Origin of the sequence: Chryseobacterium sp. CT-SW4, from assembly GCF_048572715.1 — a bacterium.
Taxonomy (GTDB): domain Bacteria; phylum Bacteroidota; class Bacteroidia; order Flavobacteriales; family Weeksellaceae; genus Chryseobacterium.
The window spans coordinates 2,042,551-2,058,910 of the sequence record NZ_CP183840.1 but is presented as its reverse complement, the minus strand read 5'-3'; the positions used below and the strand labels follow the sequence as shown (position 1 = coordinate 2,058,910).

The following is a 16,360-nucleotide window of genomic DNA, read 5'->3' as shown; positions in this document are numbered from 1 at the left end:
CTGGTAATTGATGTAGACTTACAACTTAATAATAATTTTGCGATCTATTTCAGTTATGATCTATGCTTAATTGAAATTTGAAAGTGAATATCTCTGTAATTTCTACAAGCTTACCTTTAAATGAAGATTCGTAGCATAATTAATCTTTTTCAACGCTTGTATGATGCAATCTCATACTGGAGAGTTGAAGAATCTAATAGTCCGAGTGAAAAAGATCTTGCCATATTCCTAAATAGATATCTTGCCATACTATTCATAATTTTTTTATTTAATAGTTTGTTTAATCTTTATTTTTTGGGAGTAACCAATGATGTGATCTTTTTATTTGCGGTTACCTGTATTTTGGGTTTTTCTTCTTTTTATTTAGAGAAATATAGGGGGAATAAATCTGTAATCTGTGTCATTTTCATGTTTTTTTCACTCATTATAACTTATTATTCCTCATTTTATGGAATAGAGAGCGGAAACTTTTTATTTTATTTCTCCCTGCTGTCTACACTCTCCATATTTTTTGATTTTAAAAGAGATCGTTTTTATGTGGTATTCATGATATTTTTTATTTTGGTAAATCTCTATATTTCCGCTCTTACCAATTTCAGGCTGGTGGAAGGCTTTAAAGGTCAGGTAGATTATAAAAATAAACTTTTCATTCTCAATATAACAAGCTGTTTATTGCTTTTAGGATTAAATTCTTTTTTCCTGGAAGAAAAAAAAGCTGATTATTATTTTGTACTGAACCGGAATATATACAAACGGGAGAAAATTGAAAATTTAAATAACGAAGTGATCCGCCTAAAGCAGTCTTTGAAAGAAGATCTGCTTACGGAAGAAAATTTGCATGAGCTTATTGAAGCTATTCAGTTAAATGATCTGGTTTTTTTAAAAAAGTTTGAAAAAATTTTCCCTGATTTTTTTGATAAAATAACCCATCTTACCACCGCTACTTTAATTATTTCTGATCTTAAATTTTGCGCCATGCTCAAATTAGGATTAACAACAAAGGAAATTGCGATCTATACCAACTCCACTATTAAGTCCGTTGAAGGAAAGATTTATAGACTGAGAAAGAAATTGAAGATATCCCCGGATATAGACTCAAAGTCTTGGTTTTTAAATATTTAGAGATTTGTGAGGTCCCTCGATTTCCCCCGCGAGGGATTGCGAGGGTGGTACGCGTGTGGTATTTGCTCACTTAATTTCTATTTTTGCAGTGTTCTTAATTAAAGAATATATCATAAATGATTTTTATTTATAAATAACTTTTTAATATAATCATTTATAAAAAACACAATGATAAAAATAATAGGAAAATATTTCTCATTTGTATCGGTACAAGCCTTATTGTTCCGGTTGTTGTCATTGTTGGCCCTTCTTCCTATTTCTGCATGGTCTCAGATCTATTTGGGAGAAGGAGCTCAGGTTACTATAAGTGAAGGTACTTTTATACGTTCAGGAGAAGGAGAAGTCACTAAAATTTCGTCCGTGGATTCTCAGGAAACGGATAAAGCCAGAATCTACATTGTAGAGGGAACAAAGGTAAGCGGTCAGTTTTCTGCCGCCGGAACTGCCAAGATAGTTTACCAGGATAAATCATTAAAAAAATCCCAAAAAGTAGCTCAGACGGGCTCTTCTTCTAAAAAGCAAAAGGGAAAACTTGTAAAAGGCCTTAAAAAGGAGAAAGAAATCCAGGCTCCTGCCATTCCTGTATATTGTGATAAAGGAGAAAATAAAGCCTATTATACAAGCAGCAGGTCATTCTCTGCCGTAGTAATCAATAACACGGTTAGTCAATTGGCTTCCTTTGCGGATTATCAATATAAAATTGTAAAACACTTTATCGAACGTAAGATAAAGTTCTCTTCATACTGCTTTTTAATTATCAATAAAAAGCAAAACTTCGACTATACCAGGAGAGGGCCTCCCTTTCTTCATTACATGATATAATCGTCATTCTTAAACAGTAACTGTGAACTGCAGTTACCTACGATTAAAATTCACAAATTCAATATAGGTTGTTGATTGTAAAATTGACGACTCAGGAAAACTATGTTTAAAAATTAAAATAATGAAGAAAAAAATTTATGTACTCTCATTAATTCTTTCGAGTATGTTTGCTTTCGGGCAGGTGGGAATTGGTGAAAAGGATGTTAAAGGAGCCCTTCACCTAAAAGGACAGTTCCCTGCAGATGGAACAGAGAGTGACTCATTAACAAGAAATGTAGGGTTAATCCTACCTAAAGTAGATACTTTAACAGACGGGACCGGTCTTCCGAACGTGGTGACTCCTTCAGGAGGTGCTGCTATAGAAGGTACACTGGTATATGATGCCGGTAATAAGTGTGTAAGAGTAAAAAATGGTGACAACAGCTGGCAGGATTGTTTAGTTGATAACTCATCTATTTCTACACTTTTTGATTATGATGTATATGGAGGACTCAATGTAAGAGTGAAAAAAGTTTCAGCTGGAGAAAACTTCTCTATCGTGCTGGGTGCTGATGACGATGCAGTATATGCATCCGGACGAAATGCATATGGTAGAACAGGGGTAGGAAATTCATCAGGAAATACCGCTACTTATGCTTTGATTCTTGCTAAAACTGTAACAGATATTTCAGCCGGTTTTCAACATGGTCTTGCTGCCACTTCAAACGGAGAGCTTTGGTCATGGGGAGAAGGAAGTTACTATCGTACGGGGCATGGCAATACAGGAGATAAAGTATTTCCTATGAAAGTTAAAGGTTGGCCTGAAACGTTGAAAGCTGTAAGAGTAGAAGGAGGATATTTTAACTCACTTATCCTGACAGATGCAGGTAAAGTATACGGTATGGGAGCTTTCTCTGAAGGTACTATGGCAAATGGTACGAACTCTACTACAGCAGCCAACTCTTACCAGGTTCCGGCAGAGATTCCGAATCTGTCTTCTTATACAATGCAGGATATCTCTTTATCAAGATATTCAGCTGCGGGATTAACTACGGATGGTAAGATATATGTTTGGGGGAACCAGGCTCAGGGAAGATTAGGAACCGGGTCTTCTTCAGGATATATTACGCCGACTCAAATTTTGGGTAGTGAAACCTTTAAGCAGGTGGCAATGGGGACAAACCATGGTTTAGCCGTAACTGCTGACGGAAAGAAATTATATGCATGGGGAGCAACCAGAGCGTATGGAACCGAATCCACTACATTCTCAGCTTCACCCGTAGATGTTACTTCTTCTATTAATAGCGGAGCCGGACTGGCAGCAGATGAAGAGATTGTTTATGTAGCAGTTTCAAAATTGGATGCAGCAGCTGCTAATACAGGATCCTGTATAGTGATTACCAATAAAAATATCTATGCATCAGGAAGTAATACACAGCCTCAGCGTCTTGGTTTAGGATTCTTTGTCGGAACTACCACAGTAAAATATTCCCCTGGATCCAATACTACTTCAGGAGAAAACTTGACAGGTTTTGTTCCTATGTATGATAAAGCGATTTATGAAGGAACATTATTCCAACAGGCATCTATTGGATTAAACCACGCTTTGATGACCCAGACAGTTGACCCTGTAGACAATAGTGGCGGGTATGGATATGGTACAGGTAGTGTAAACTATAATCAGCTTGGTGCTGTAAGTACTGGATTTACTTCACTTCCTATTCCAATGTTGATCAAAAAATAATGTCTACAATTAAATAATTTTAAAGATGAAAAAAATAATATATACATCTCTGTTTATGATTTTAGCACTGCCGGCTTACGGACAGCTCGGAATCGGGACAGATAATCCTCAGGGAAAAGTGGATATCAACCAGAAAAATGGGAAAAACACAATGGGATTGGTTTTACCTAAGGTTACACAGGTAGATGTGGATAGTATTTATACTACTGTAAATGCTGCAGGTGATGAATCCAATCTCGTGGTTGTTCCTTCTGTAACTACCTTTGATAATCCTTTCCAGACCATAACCATTACAGAAACTGATGATGATGGTGTAACCACTTCACAGGCAATGAGGAGTCCGGTAGATGAAGCTCCTGAGGGAACTATCGTATATGATGAGAGTTTAGGATGTGTACGATACAAAAAAACTTCTACATTAGGAGACTGGACAGGCTGTATTATGGATAAGCAGGCTGTTGAAGATGAAATTAACTATAACCTTTACGGAGGTCAGGATTTCAAAATTAAAAAAGGATCCGCAGGATATTATTTCTCAGTAGCTATCGGTGCTGAAGATAATGCCGTATATACTTCAGGAAGTGGCTCTGCATACAGAACCGGACAGGGAAGAACAGGGAACACTCCCTGGACTAACATTTTAGGTCAGCCTGCCGTAGATGTTTCTGCAGGATATCAGCATGGAGCTGCCGTATTGGAGAATGGAGATTTGTATACATGGGGATATAATACCAATGGGCAGACATGCCAGGGAGTTACTTCAGGATATACCATGACTCCTAAAAAAGTAACGATCCCTAATAATGAAAATGTAATCAGAGTAGAGGCGGGTTATCGTAATACTTTAATTTTAACAGCAAGCGGTAAAGTATATACTTGCGGAAGAAATACGTATGGTCTTAATGCCAATGGTCTAACAAGTGGTACAGTACTAAGTAACCCTACCCAGATCACAGCCCTGGACAGCCAGGTAGTAAAAGATATTGCACTGGCTCCGAGAGCGGCAGGAGTGGTAACTCAGGATGGTAAAGTATTTACATGGGGTGAGAACGCTAACTACCGTACAGGATTAGGAACCAACTCCGGAACTGCTTTAACGCCGACTTTGGTACCTGCTTTAAACACTACAGGAAAAACATTTACCAAACTGGCGATAGGAATCGGAAACGGTATTGCCGTAGCTTCTGATAATTCGGTATATGTATGGGGAACCAGAGCATTAGGAACTACTTCAAGGAATACTCCTACTTTAGTCACCGCTACAGAGCTTCCTTTGGATGCAGATGAAACTATTGTATCTGTAGCAGCAGCAAGACACAGAAACAGACCTTACCTTGGATCTTCAGTATTGTTAGTGACTAACAAAACAGTATATGCCGTAGGTAGAAATACCAGTACAGGGACCAACTCCGGAAAACTGGGGATAGTAACCGATGATACAGGTGCGGCTATCAGAGAACAGAATGCAACTTTCAAAGAAATTCAATCTCATGCCATGTTCTCAGGAATTCCTCCAACAGGAGCTTCTATCGGGTATACTCATGCACTGATCTCTACAGGAGAAAGTACGGAAAATCCTGCAGCAAGCAATCTTGGATATGGTAGTGGATATAACAACTATCGTCAGCTGGGAACTACTGCTAACCGTAGAGTCTTTATGTCATTGAAAAAATAATAATTACAAAGCGATCAAAATGAAATACAATATATCAAGAAGAAAATTATATACCCTTCCTTTCCTGTTAACGGGGGCGTTGTTCTTCGGACAGGTGGGAGTAGGGACCTTAACACCAAAGGGGGTTCTGCATGTGGAAAGCAATACCATGGGACTTGTTCTTCCTAAGGTTGACAATGCAGCAGATGTAGTAACTCCTAATGACAGTACGGCAGTAGAAGCTACATTCGTATATGAGCTGACTGAGAAGTGTACTAAATTCAAAAAAGCGGCTCAATGGTCAGACTGTCTTTTGGATGATTCGGGAGTTAGGAATTCAGTATCCAGTATTTTAAGTATAGGAACGGAATTTAAGGTAAAGAAAGCTTCGGCAGGATATCAGCATACCCTTATGATCGGGCAGGATGATAATGCTTTATATGTAGCAGGAGATAATTCCGATGGAAGAACAGGATTAGGACGTACCAGTGGAAATACAGGTTCATTCTTATTAAGCTTTGCTTCTCCGCTGGCGGATGCTTCTGCAGGACAAATCCATTCTATAGCAGCTACTGTTACTGGAGAAGTCTGGACTTGGGGCGATAATAACGCTTACAGAACAGGTTTGGCTACTAATAGTGGAGATACCGGGTTACCGTCACAAGTAGCAGGTTTCGGTGTAAATGAAACATTTGGTAAAGCTATAAAAGTTGAAGCAGGAGGTCAGAACTCTTATGTCCTGACTGAGGATGGAAAAGTATATGGTGTAGGAGCTGCTACAGGTACAGCCGCCGCTGGCCCGGGAACAGGAGCTGCTGCTACTGCTTTCACTCAGTTGGGGATTAGTGATATAATTGATATTTCCGCTTCTCAATATACAGCAGCTGCTTTAACTTCCGATGGAAAGATTTATGTTTGGGGATTAGGTACTCTTGGACGTCTGGGTACTGGAGGTACTGCTAACGCAACGACCCCTACGCTGATCTCACTTCCGGGAGGAGCTGCGGCCAAACAAGTCTCCATGGGTTGGAATAACGGAGTTGCCGTTTCTGCAGATGGAAAACATGTTTACAGATGGGGCTCAGGAAATGCCACAGCTAACAGTGGAACCAACATCACTACTCCTACGGAAATTGCAGTGCCAGGATTTGATCAGGCAACGGATGAAATAATTGCTGTGGCAACTCAGCGTTTTAACTATGGAAACGGAGGTTTCTTTGTGTTTACCAATAAAGGAGTCTATGTAACCGGTGAAAACAGCCAGGGACAATTGGGAATCGGAAATACGACTGACGTATCCAATGCTTTAGTATCTCTTAATACAACGGGTATTTACAATGGAACCGTATTTACCGGAGGGTCCGGAGGTAGACAGCATACCATTCTTACAACAGGAGAAAATGCAATTAATACCACGGTTAGTTATGTAGCCTATGGTATGGGAGCTATCAACTACAGACAGTTAGGAGCTATTACAGTTCAGCGCCGTGTGCCGAGTGTAATTACTAAATAAAATTTTCTTTTTTTTAAATATATTATTATTTGAAATATAAGTAGAAAATAAGTCAGATTCATTTTTAAGACACCTCAATGAGGTGTCTTTTTTTGTTTATAATAAGTTTAGGTTGGGATTAGAATTTAATGCTATTCATCTGTATATTTAAAAAATTATAATGTTATTAATGAAATATTAGAAAATCATTAGAGTTTTTTCTTTAATTAGCTGATATGAATTAACTTATGTTATTTTGATTTTTAAAATTAACTTATTTTGGTCTGTTCCTATATTTTTTTAACTGAAAGTGGTCTGCTTGTTGATGCTAAGAGTGAATAAATTAATATTACAAAAAAAAACCAAATGAAAAGTGTATGCTTCAGCATCATTTCCAACCAGACTTCCAGGTCTACGGATGAAAAAAAAATGATTATGAAAAAATATGAGTTTACTCTATTACCTTACATCAGTCCGGAAGCACAATATTTTTAGGAAATCCTAGATTTTATTTCCTTATCTATTTTTATGAGTTTATAAACCTGTTCCAAAACCGGGTTTATATTCTGTCGTTCTATTCTATCAAGCAGATAATAATTAATTGATTCTTAACTAATCAAAAGGGAACAGCTCGTTCCTGTAATTAACAGTGAAATACCAATGTGAATGAAATGAAAAAGCAATTAACTTTATTCTCCTTCGATATCTTAGGGTGGGTGGGAATTGGCGAGGGAGTGCAATGAACAGTCTATGTCTGACTCTTTTACAGAGCATTCATATAACAGTTATCTTTTTTACGAAAGAAAGATTTTCTGGGATAAATAAAAGCTTCTTTTAACAGTCTCAATCAGCTTTATTAATAAAACGGGCATGGGTAAAACTTGTGCCATGGCTCTTCGTTGTGTTTATTTTCAGCAGGTTGATGGCTTAATCTGAGCTTATGATCTATTCAATTTATAATTAAAATTCTAAAGAAAAAATGTGTAAAAAAATATATGTATTCACTTTCTTATTGCTGAATATGTTGGCTTGGGGACAAGTCGGAATTGGAGAATCGCACGTGAAGGGAGCTCTCCACTTAAACGGACAATTCCCGGCTGATGGAACTGAAAATGATTCCATCAACAGAAATGTGGGGTTGGTATTACCCAAGGTGGATACCTTGAATGACGGAAGCCGTCTTCCCAATGTAGTTACCCCTTCCGGAGGTACTGCGGTAGAAGGGACCATGGTGTACGATACGAAAAATAAATGTATAAGAATTAAAAATAGTGACAGCAGCTGGCAGGATTGTTTAGTAGATAAATCTGCAGTAACGGATATTTTCAATTATGATGTATATGGAGGATTGGACGTAAGGGTAAAGAAAGCATCGGCAGGGAATAATTTCTCTATCATATTAGGTCTTGATGATAATGCGGTTTATGCTTCAGGTTTAAATACCAACGGAGAGACCGGAGTAGGAAATGCTTCAGGGAATACAGCCACCTATTCTTTAATTCTGGCAAAATCTGTAATTGATATAGCGGCAGGAGATTCCCACGGTCTTGCAGCAACTTCCAATGGGGAGCTATGGACATGGGGAGCGGGAGAGAACTACCGTACAGGACATGGAAGTACTACCAATAAAACTTATCCTATGAAGGTGAAAGGATGGCCGTCCAATGTGAAAGCCGTACGTGTGGAAGCAGGATATTATAATTCCATGATCTTGGGAGATAATGGGAAAGTGTATGGTATAGGTGCATCTTCTGAGGGAACAATGGCTAATGGGATCAATTCTACTTCAGCATCCAAAGCGTATCAGACACCGGTGGAAATTACAAGTCTGTCTTCCCATAATATAAAAGATATCTCACTGGCGAGATATTCCGGAGCAGCACTTACCAAAGAGGGTAAAATATATGTTTGGGGAAATCAGGCATATGGAAGACTGGGAACAGAATTCGCTTCAGGAATCATTAATCCGGTTCAGATTTTACCAAAGGAAACTTTTAAACAAGTAGCGATGGGGACTAATCATGGATTGGCGGTGACAGAAGATGGTAAAAAAATATATGGATGGGGATCTCTGAAAGCAATAGGAATAGATTCCAATAATTATTCGGCTCCCCCAAAGGATGTAACTTCTCAAATTAATGGAGGAGCAGGGCTGGCAGCAGATGAAGTAATCGTATATGTGGCAGTATCAAGGTTAGATACAGCAGGAAATACCGGAGCATCCATTATAATTACCAATAAAAATATTTATGCAGCAGGAAGTAATACGGCTCCTCAACGTTTAGGACTAGGATTTTTCAAAGGAACTACTTCAGTTAAATATTCACCGGCATCCAACAGTTCTTCTCATGAAAATTTAACAGGCTTCATTCCTATGTACAACAAAGGTATTTATGAAGGGACATTATTTAACCAGGCTTCTATAGGATTAAACCACTCTTTGATGGTACAGGATTATGATTCCACCAACAATACCGGAGGGTATGGATATGGAACAGGAAGTGTGGGAAATAATCAGTTGGGTGCTATTAACACCGGATTCAACTCACTTCCGATACCTATGCTGATAAAAAAATAAAACATATAATAATTTAAAAGATGAAAAAAGTAATATACATTTTCCTGTTAATGATGGTCGCAATGCCATTATACGGACAGTTCGGAATAGGAACAGATAAGCCACAGGGAAAATTGGACATCAATCAAAAAGATAATAAAACCAGAATGGGACTGGTCTTGCCCAAAGTGGAAAAAGTGGAGGTAGACAGTATATATACGAGAATAGATGCTGAGGATAATGAATCTGAACTGGTAGTAGCACCTTCCGTTACCACTTTTGACAACCCTTTTCAGACACTTACGATACTGGATATCGATGAAAATATGCACGTAAATACAGAGTATATGAGAGTCCCGACTGATGAAGCTCCCGAAGGAACCGTCGTATACGATCAGAGTTTGGGGTGTATAAGAGCGAAGCAGTCAGAAACATTGGGAGACTGGACGGATTGTCTGGTAGACAGCCAGCTGGTAAATGAAGAAATCAACTACGACCTATATGGAGGAAAAGATTTTAAAATAGAAAAAGTTTCGGCGGGCAATTACTTTTCTGTTGCTATCGGGGCGGATAATAAAGCGGTTTATACCGCAGGAAGAGGTTCCTATTACAGGACAGGACAGGGAAGGACGGGGAATACCCCATGGACTAATATCATAGGTAAGCCGGCGGTAGATGTTTCGGCCGGATACCAGCATGGTGCTGCCGTATTGGAAGACGGTACCCTGTATACATGGGGAAATAACAGCAATGGAGCCACCTGCCATAATACCACATCAGGGAACACAAGAGGTCCGAAGAAAGTCATAATGCCTACCAATGCCAAAGTAATAAGAGTAGAGGCAGGTTACCGTAATACATTAATACTTACGGATGACGGAAAGCTTTATTCTTGCGGGAAAAATAGCTATGGACTTAATGGTAACGGGAAAACTGGTGGAGATCAGAAAACACCGGTACTTATAGAAAATGGATTGAGTAATGTTAAAATAAAAGATATTTCATTAGCCGCCAGAGGGGCAGCCGGTTTATCAGAAGATGGCAAAATATATACCTGGGGATCAAATGAATCAGGACGTCTCGGATTTGGAATTTCAACAGGAAACAGTTTAATCCCGACGGCTCCGCCTACCTTAAACCCTAAAGGGACAAAGTTTAAAAGCGTAGCAATAGGTATCGGAAATGGAATAGCAGTAACTACGGATGATAAAGTATATGTTTGGGGAAGCAGAGCATTAGGGACAGTATCTCGTATTACTCCGGCTGTATTGACACCGGCTGAATGGGCAAAAGATGCGAATGAAACAGTGGTGGCAGTAGCAGCAGCAAGACATAAAAATACCTCTACAAGCGGATCTGCTGCAATGATTCTGACAGATAAATCGGCCTATGCGGTTGGTAAAAATGCAGGAAGAAGAAATAATTTTGGGAGAATGGGAATTGTAAATAATGAAACAGGATCCATCATAAGAGATCAGAACGGAAGCTTTCTGGAAGTGGAGTCTCATGCTTTCTTTTCAGGAAAACCTTTCACGGGGATATCAATAGGGTACAACCATGCGCTGATCTCTACAGGAGAAAGTACGGAGAATCCGTCAGCCAACTATTTAGGATATGGAAGTGGATCTAATAATTACCGTCAGCTGGGAACGACAGCAAATCGTAAAGTCCATATGTCATTGAAAAAATAACAGTATAAAGATTATCAATAATGAAATATAACATAGTAAAAAGAAATATATATACTCTTCCTTTGGTTTTTGTGGGAGTATGTAGCTTTGGGCAGGTGGGAATCGGAACCTTGAACCCAAAGGGAGTTCTTCATGTAGAAAGTAATACCATGGGAATTGTGTTGCCTAAAGTTCAGGATACACTTTCTGTAATTACACCGGATGGGGGACCTGTAGAAGAAGCCACCCTTGTTTATGATCTTTCCGCTAAGTGTGCGAAATTTAGAAGAGCAGATAAATGGTCGGATTGTTTATTGGATGACGCAGGGGCAAAACATGAAGTTTCAGATGTTCTGAATATCGGAACAGAATTTAAAGTGAGAAAAGCCTCAGCAGGATATGAACATACCCTGTTAATTGGTCAGGATGATAATGCCCTGTATGTCGCAGGAGATAATGGAGACGCGAAAACAGGATTAGGACGTACCGTAGGAAATACAGGATCCTTTTTGCTTAATTTTGCCTCTCCGCTGGCAGATGCTTCTGCCGGATATTTACATTCTATTGTAGCCACGGAATCAGGTGAGGTATGGACATGGGGATATAATGGAGATTACAGAACGGGATTGGGAACTAAAACAGGAGATACCGGTTTACCTACCAGAGTAGACGGTTTTGGAGCAGGTGAAGTATTCGGTAAAGCCGTAAAAGTTCAGGCGGGTTCTCAGAATTCATTCGTATTAACGGAAAATGGAGTAGTATATGGAGTAGGAGCCGCTACAAGCAGCACCAATGCAGGCCCCGGAACAGGAGGAGCCGCATCTTTCTTTACGGAAATTCATATTCCCGGAACGGTAACTGATATTTCGGCATCGCAATATACGGTGGCAGCTTTAACTTCTGATGGGAAGGTATATGTTTGGGGAGTTGGTAAAGCAGGACGTTTGGGAACAGGAAGTACTTCGAATGTGACAACACCCACCCGGATTAATTTTCCAGGAGGGGCGCTGGTAAAACATGTAACGATGGGATGGGACAATGGAGCCGCTATTTCTGTTGACGGAAAAAATGTATACAGATGGGGAGCAGGAAACTCTATAGGAAACCTGGGAGTAAATGCATTATCTCCATATAGTACCAACATTCCCGGTTTTGGAGATAATGGGGATGAAGTTACTGCCTTAGCGGCACAGCGTTTTGATTATGGAGCAGGAAATCTATTCATCTTTACCAATAAAGGAGTCTATGTAACAGGAGAAAACAGACAGGGGCAGCTGGGAATAGGAAATACGAGTACGGTTACAGGACCTTCGGTTCCTCTATCTACCATAGGAGTTTATAGTGGAACAGTCTTTACAGGAGGTTCCATAGGAAGACAGCACACGATTCTTATTACCGGAGAAAATGCCGGAAATGCAAATCTGGACTATGTAGCATATGGAATGGGATCTGTTTCCCACAGACAGCTGGGGGCTATTACAAAACAACGAAGAACGCCTACTGTCCTTACAAAATAACGTAATATCAAATTAGATACGTTTTCATTTCTAGTGATGTAAGACACCCGTTTTCGGGTGTCTTTTATTTTAGATCCTATCAACTTAGATTATAATTTTAATTTATATAAAGGTATTGGTGTAAAATTTAAATTTATTTAACTTTGCAGTCCTTTTAAAGGTCTAGAAAAAAAACAGAATATGAAAAAAGAATTATTATTACCACTTCTTGTGGCAAGTAGCTTTATGGGTGCTCAAGAAGGTATTGGTACGATGGGGGTGAATACTCCAAACCCCACAGAAACCTTAGATGTTAATGGTAGTGCACGGGTCCGCAATCTAAAAACAGTTACCTCTACAGACAATGTCGTATTTGCCGACGCAAACGGAGTGTTGAAAAAATCGGATATTTCCTACGCACAGCTGCAGAACTTAATCAATCAGAGCACCATGCCTGCAACAGCGAATATTCCGGTGTACGCTTATGTAGAAAGTACAGATCCGGGTATTACTTCTACGGATAATGGCTCTAATGTCTTTGTAGGAGCACCTTTATATCAGTCTCCTGCCGGAGTGATGAGTAACGGTGTATTCACAGCTCCCATAGAAGGGGTCTATATGATATCTTCCAGGGCTCCGATGGTTCAGACACGTACCGGATCAGCAGACGGAGGGATGAGATCAAAATTGCATCTTAAAGTAAATGGAAATGACATTGCCACTTATGAAAATGCGCTTGTACTGAAAACCGCTTTTTATAATTTGTCTGAAGTGCAGTTTTCCAGAATTGTGAAACTGAATGCAGGAGATACGGTAAAAGTTACCTTAAGTTCAGCGCTTATTTATAATGCCGCATATCTTTCTCCTTCAAGTATGAAAGATCAGGGATATCCTTATTTATCTATTTATAAAGTAAATTAGGAATATAAAAATAGATTTTGAAATGTAAAAAGTCAGAAGGGAAATCTTCTGACTTTTACTATATAATGGCGGTCAATTTCAATTAGAAATTAAACTCTACTCTTGCGAATAAAAACCTTCCTCCGATTCCATATTGTGAAACCTGGCGGGAGTATACCAGCTGGTTTCCTGCAGTGAGACTGTCAATATTAGGGTTTCTTGTAGGCATGATATTAAAAAGGTTATTGGCTCCCACCGTTAAGCCTATCTGCTTGGTAAAGCGATATCCTACTGACAGGTCGGTAACTACCTTATCATTGAGTACAAAATGTTCATTGGCCACCCCGTCACCGTTAAGGTCTATAAGGTTGGCATCCGTTACCTTTCCGAAGTAAGAATTTCGGATAAATAAATCTACCCCGTAAAGACGGATGGTATGGGAAAGATTAGCCTTTACTCTTGGAACCGCTTCCTCAAAATAAATTCTGTTTTCTTCTGAAAAATAGCTGTCGATCTGGGATTGCAGCTGATCCGAAGATTTGATGCTTCCTACCTGCTTGGTTTTATTAATGTTAAAAGACAGGTAATTATCAATGCTTATGTTAGGATTTATTCTGTTCTTTTGGCTGATAACGATGTCTAAACCTTTGGTTTCAGTATCTATTGCATTGGCAAAAAACTGGGCAGCCTCAGCATTAGCCTGGTCGAATGCAGATTGAACAACTCCCGGAGTATCAGGTCTGTAGAAAAGATCTGTTAACACAATACGGTCATCAATTCTGATGAAATAAGCATCAGCACTGAATTCAAGCCTAAGCTGCGGAATGGTAAAATTAAATCCGGCACTTAAAGATTTGGATTTTTCCTGCTTAAGACTCTGGATGCCTAAGCTTTTCGTAATCTCTTCATCGTTACGGAAAGTAGCTACCTGTGTGGTATTTCCCCCGTTGATTAAGGTAGAAGTTGAACTATAATATAGCTGTGCAAGAGAAGGCGCTCTGAATCCCGTAGAACCGGCAAACCGTATTTTGAAGTTTTTATCGAGTTTCACATTTGCGGCTAGCTTATAATTAAAGGTAGAACCGAAATCCGAATAATTTTCATACCGTATCGCACCATCTACAAGGAGCCATTTCGTGAAGTCCACCTCGGCATCAGCATACGCTGCATAGCTGTTTCTGTTTCTGGAGATTACATTTTCCGGGCGGTATCCGGGAAATACCTGTGCCCCTCCGGGTCTCGCGTTTCCAAAAAAGTCCGTATTTAAAAGCAGGGAAGAAGTATTTCCGTTAATTATATTTCCATTGATGTCATAAGTATGATATGAATCGGGGCTTCCTGCTTCGATAGAATAGTTTTCATGACGGTATTCGCCTCCGAAAGCAAAATTAAGCCCTTCCAGAACATCAAATTTTTTAGAAAAATCGAGGTTTAATGTATTTTGACTGAAAGCCATCCCTCCCGCATTGAATTGAGTAGGAGAAGAACTTCCCAATGTTGCATTTTCAGTATTGTTAATTAAATAATTGAAAGTATTTTTTCCAAATGTATTGCTTAAATCAACATTCCATTCAGCTATTTTCCCTTTTACTCCCGCTGCTAATGAATAATCATAAATATTAGTTTCTATTTCCGGTAGGAATCCGTTCGGGTAAAGAGAAGTAATGGTTCTTGCCTGGTTAGGAAAACGGTAGAATCCGCCGGCCTGGCCGTTTCGATAGCCGAAACCACCGAAGGAGTAGAATTTCCAATCTTCATTAATAGGAATTTCAGCATTAGCGTATAACTGTCCGCTTGCCAGTTTGGACTGACCGACTTTCATGTTGAAATCTCTCCTTTTTAATCCCCTGTAAGCCAGTTCCTCATTGGAAACATCCTTATTAAGAATCCCTTGCAGATCGGAGATACTTGTTGCCGAATTGATCTGGGAAAGGTAATTATTATCAAAGTAGCCTACATTTCCTGCATACTGCTTGATCGTATTGATAATAGAATTTGTATTAGGAGTATTGTTGATATTTTTATAAAAGGATTCTATGTCCACTCCGTTTTGTAAAGCACGGTAAGCAATCGCATTATACGCATTGTAAATAGAACCGCTTTGCTCTTCAGCTCTTGAATAAGGATCTCTGAATGATCCCGAACCTGTTAAATTAATGAATCCGTTCTTCCCTATTTTAGCTCCGTAGTTTAAATCTACGGAAATGGTTTTGCCATCTGTTCCTCCTGTGTGATCGTTAGTGACTGAAGAAAGATATCCACCAGTGGTAATCTGTCCTGAAAATCCGATATTCCTTTTAAGCTGGAGGTTGATCACCCCGGCAATAGCATCAGAACCGTACTGTGCTGAAGCACCATCCCTCAGGACTTCAACGCGGTCTAATGCAAATGCAGGTATGGAATTAAGGTCAGTTCCTACACTTCCTCTCCCGGGCGTTAAAGTAGTATTGATAAGAGAAGACTGATGTCTTCTTTTCCCGTTCAGTAAAACCAGCACCTGGTCAGGACCCAGACCTCTTAGCTGTGCCGGATCAGAATGGTCCGTACCATCATTGATCGTATGGGAAGTGGAAGAAAAAGAAGGAACCAGGTAGTTCAGTATTTGAGAAATACTTTGTTGAGGAGACTCCTTTACAATATTCTGCATTTTAAATACATCTACGGGAACAGGAGTATCGGTTTTCACTCTTCCTGTACTTCTCGATCCTAACAATACCACTTCAGAAATTTCTTTATTTCTGAGAGAATCTCCTTCTTGCCTGCTTTGTGCTTTCAGGGATAACCCCGAATAGAAGATAAGGGCTGTCGTTACAACTGTAACTTTGAATTTGTTGTTTTGTTTCATCACTTGATCCAATTTTTATTTTTATTTTTTTGACACAAAAAAACCCTTTTAGAAATCTAAAAAGGGAAGTTCATATATA

11 protein-coding genes are annotated in these 16,360 nt (G+C 39.3%); 10 read left to right on the top strand and 1 reads right to left on the bottom strand.

Features of this window, described 5'->3' with window-relative positions; genetic code table 11:
- Window positions 1-546 precede the first annotated feature (546 nt).
- From ABJ974_RS09265 to ABJ974_RS09220, 10 genes are all read left to right on the top strand, one after another.
- Window positions 547-1,122 (top strand): helix-turn-helix transcriptional regulator, encoded by a 576-nt coding sequence (locus tag ABJ974_RS09265; RefSeq protein WP_419867964.1) that lies wholly within the window; start codon window positions 547-549, stop codon window positions 1,120-1,122.
- Between the two features lie 168 nt (window positions 1,123-1,290).
- Window positions 1,291-1,944: a hypothetical protein gene (locus tag ABJ974_RS09260; RefSeq protein WP_419867963.1), complete on the top strand. Its 654-nt coding sequence runs from the start codon at window positions 1,291-1,293 to the stop codon at window positions 1,942-1,944.
- A 121-nt stretch (window positions 1,945-2,065) separates the two neighbouring features.
- A complete protein-coding gene (locus ABJ974_RS09255; protein ID WP_419867962.1) occupies window positions 2,066-3,667 on the top strand; it encodes an RCC1 domain-containing protein in 1,602 nt (533 codons plus the stop codon).
- A 25-nt stretch (window positions 3,668-3,692) separates the two neighbouring features.
- Complete coding sequence (locus ABJ974_RS09250; RefSeq protein ID WP_419867961.1) at window positions 3,693-5,342, top strand: RCC1 domain-containing protein; 1,650 nt, start codon at window positions 3,693-3,695, stop codon at window positions 5,340-5,342.
- 19 nt (window positions 5,343-5,361) lie between these two features.
- Window positions 5,362-6,834 (top strand): RCC1 domain-containing protein, encoded by a 1,473-nt coding sequence (locus ABJ974_RS09245; RefSeq protein WP_419867960.1) that lies wholly within the window; start codon window positions 5,362-5,364, stop codon window positions 6,832-6,834.
- A gap of 345 nt (window positions 6,835-7,179) precedes the next feature.
- Window positions 7,180-7,308: a hypothetical protein gene (locus ABJ974_RS09240; protein WP_419867959.1), complete on the top strand. Its 129-nt coding sequence runs from the start codon at window positions 7,180-7,182 to the stop codon at window positions 7,306-7,308.
- A 484-nt stretch (window positions 7,309-7,792) separates the two neighbouring features.
- Window positions 7,793-9,391: an RCC1 domain-containing protein gene (locus ABJ974_RS09235; RefSeq protein WP_419867958.1), complete on the top strand. Its 1,599-nt coding sequence runs from the start codon at window positions 7,793-7,795 to the stop codon at window positions 9,389-9,391.
- A gap of 20 nt (window positions 9,392-9,411) precedes the next feature.
- The gene (locus tag ABJ974_RS09230) at window positions 9,412-11,061 is read left to right on the top strand and encodes an RCC1 domain-containing protein (protein ID WP_419867957.1); all 1,650 of its coding nucleotides are present in this window, start codon (window positions 9,412-9,414) and stop codon (window positions 11,059-11,061) included.
- Window positions 11,062-11,081: 20 nt separating this feature from the next.
- The gene (locus ABJ974_RS09225; RefSeq protein WP_419867956.1) at window positions 11,082-12,557 is read left to right on the top strand and encodes an RCC1 domain-containing protein; all 1,476 of its coding nucleotides are present in this window, start codon (window positions 11,082-11,084) and stop codon (window positions 12,555-12,557) included.
- Between the two features lie 180 nt (window positions 12,558-12,737).
- The gene (locus ABJ974_RS09220) at window positions 12,738-13,457 is read left to right on the top strand and encodes a hypothetical protein (RefSeq protein WP_419867955.1); all 720 of its coding nucleotides are present in this window, start codon (window positions 12,738-12,740) and stop codon (window positions 13,455-13,457) included.
- 82 nt (window positions 13,458-13,539) lie between these two features.
- Here ABJ974_RS09220 and ABJ974_RS09215 read toward each other — a convergent pair whose 3' ends face one another.
- Window positions 13,540-16,281, bottom strand: coding sequence for a TonB-dependent receptor plug domain-containing protein (locus ABJ974_RS09215; RefSeq protein WP_419867954.1), 2,742 nt, complete (start codon window positions 16,279-16,281; stop codon window positions 13,540-13,542).
- Between the last annotated feature and the right edge of the window lie 79 nt (window positions 16,282-16,360).

What these genes read in the sequence shown, in the direction of transcription:
- ABJ974_RS09265 (WP_419867964.1), top strand. Translation starts at nt 547, where the DNA reads ATGATATTTTTTATTTTGGTAAATCTCTATATTTCCGCTCTTACCAAT.
- ABJ974_RS09260 (WP_419867963.1), top strand. Translation starts at nt 1,291, where the DNA reads ATGATAAAAATAATAGGAAAATATTTCTCATTTGTATCGGTACAAGCC.
- ABJ974_RS09255 (WP_419867962.1), top strand. Translation starts at nt 2,066, where the DNA reads ATGAAGAAAAAAATTTATGTACTCTCATTAATTCTTTCGAGTATGTTT.
- ABJ974_RS09250 (WP_419867961.1), top strand. Translation starts at nt 3,693, where the DNA reads ATGAAAAAAATAATATATACATCTCTGTTTATGATTTTAGCACTGCCG.
- ABJ974_RS09245 (WP_419867960.1), top strand. Translation starts at nt 5,362, where the DNA reads ATGAAATACAATATATCAAGAAGAAAATTATATACCCTTCCTTTCCTG.
- ABJ974_RS09240 (WP_419867959.1), top strand. Translation starts at nt 7,180, where the DNA reads ATGAAAAGTGTATGCTTCAGCATCATTTCCAACCAGACTTCCAGGTCT.
- ABJ974_RS09235 (WP_419867958.1), top strand. Translation starts at nt 7,793, where the DNA reads ATGTGTAAAAAAATATATGTATTCACTTTCTTATTGCTGAATATGTTG.
- ABJ974_RS09230 (WP_419867957.1), top strand. Translation starts at nt 9,412, where the DNA reads ATGAAAAAAGTAATATACATTTTCCTGTTAATGATGGTCGCAATGCCA.
- ABJ974_RS09225 (WP_419867956.1), top strand. Translation starts at nt 11,082, where the DNA reads ATGAAATATAACATAGTAAAAAGAAATATATATACTCTTCCTTTGGTT.
- ABJ974_RS09220 (WP_419867955.1), top strand. Translation starts at nt 12,738, where the DNA reads ATGAAAAAAGAATTATTATTACCACTTCTTGTGGCAAGTAGCTTTATG.
- ABJ974_RS09215 (WP_419867954.1), bottom strand. Translation starts at nt 16,281, where the DNA reads ATGAAACAAAACAACAAATTCAAAGTTACAGTTGTAACGACAGCCCTT.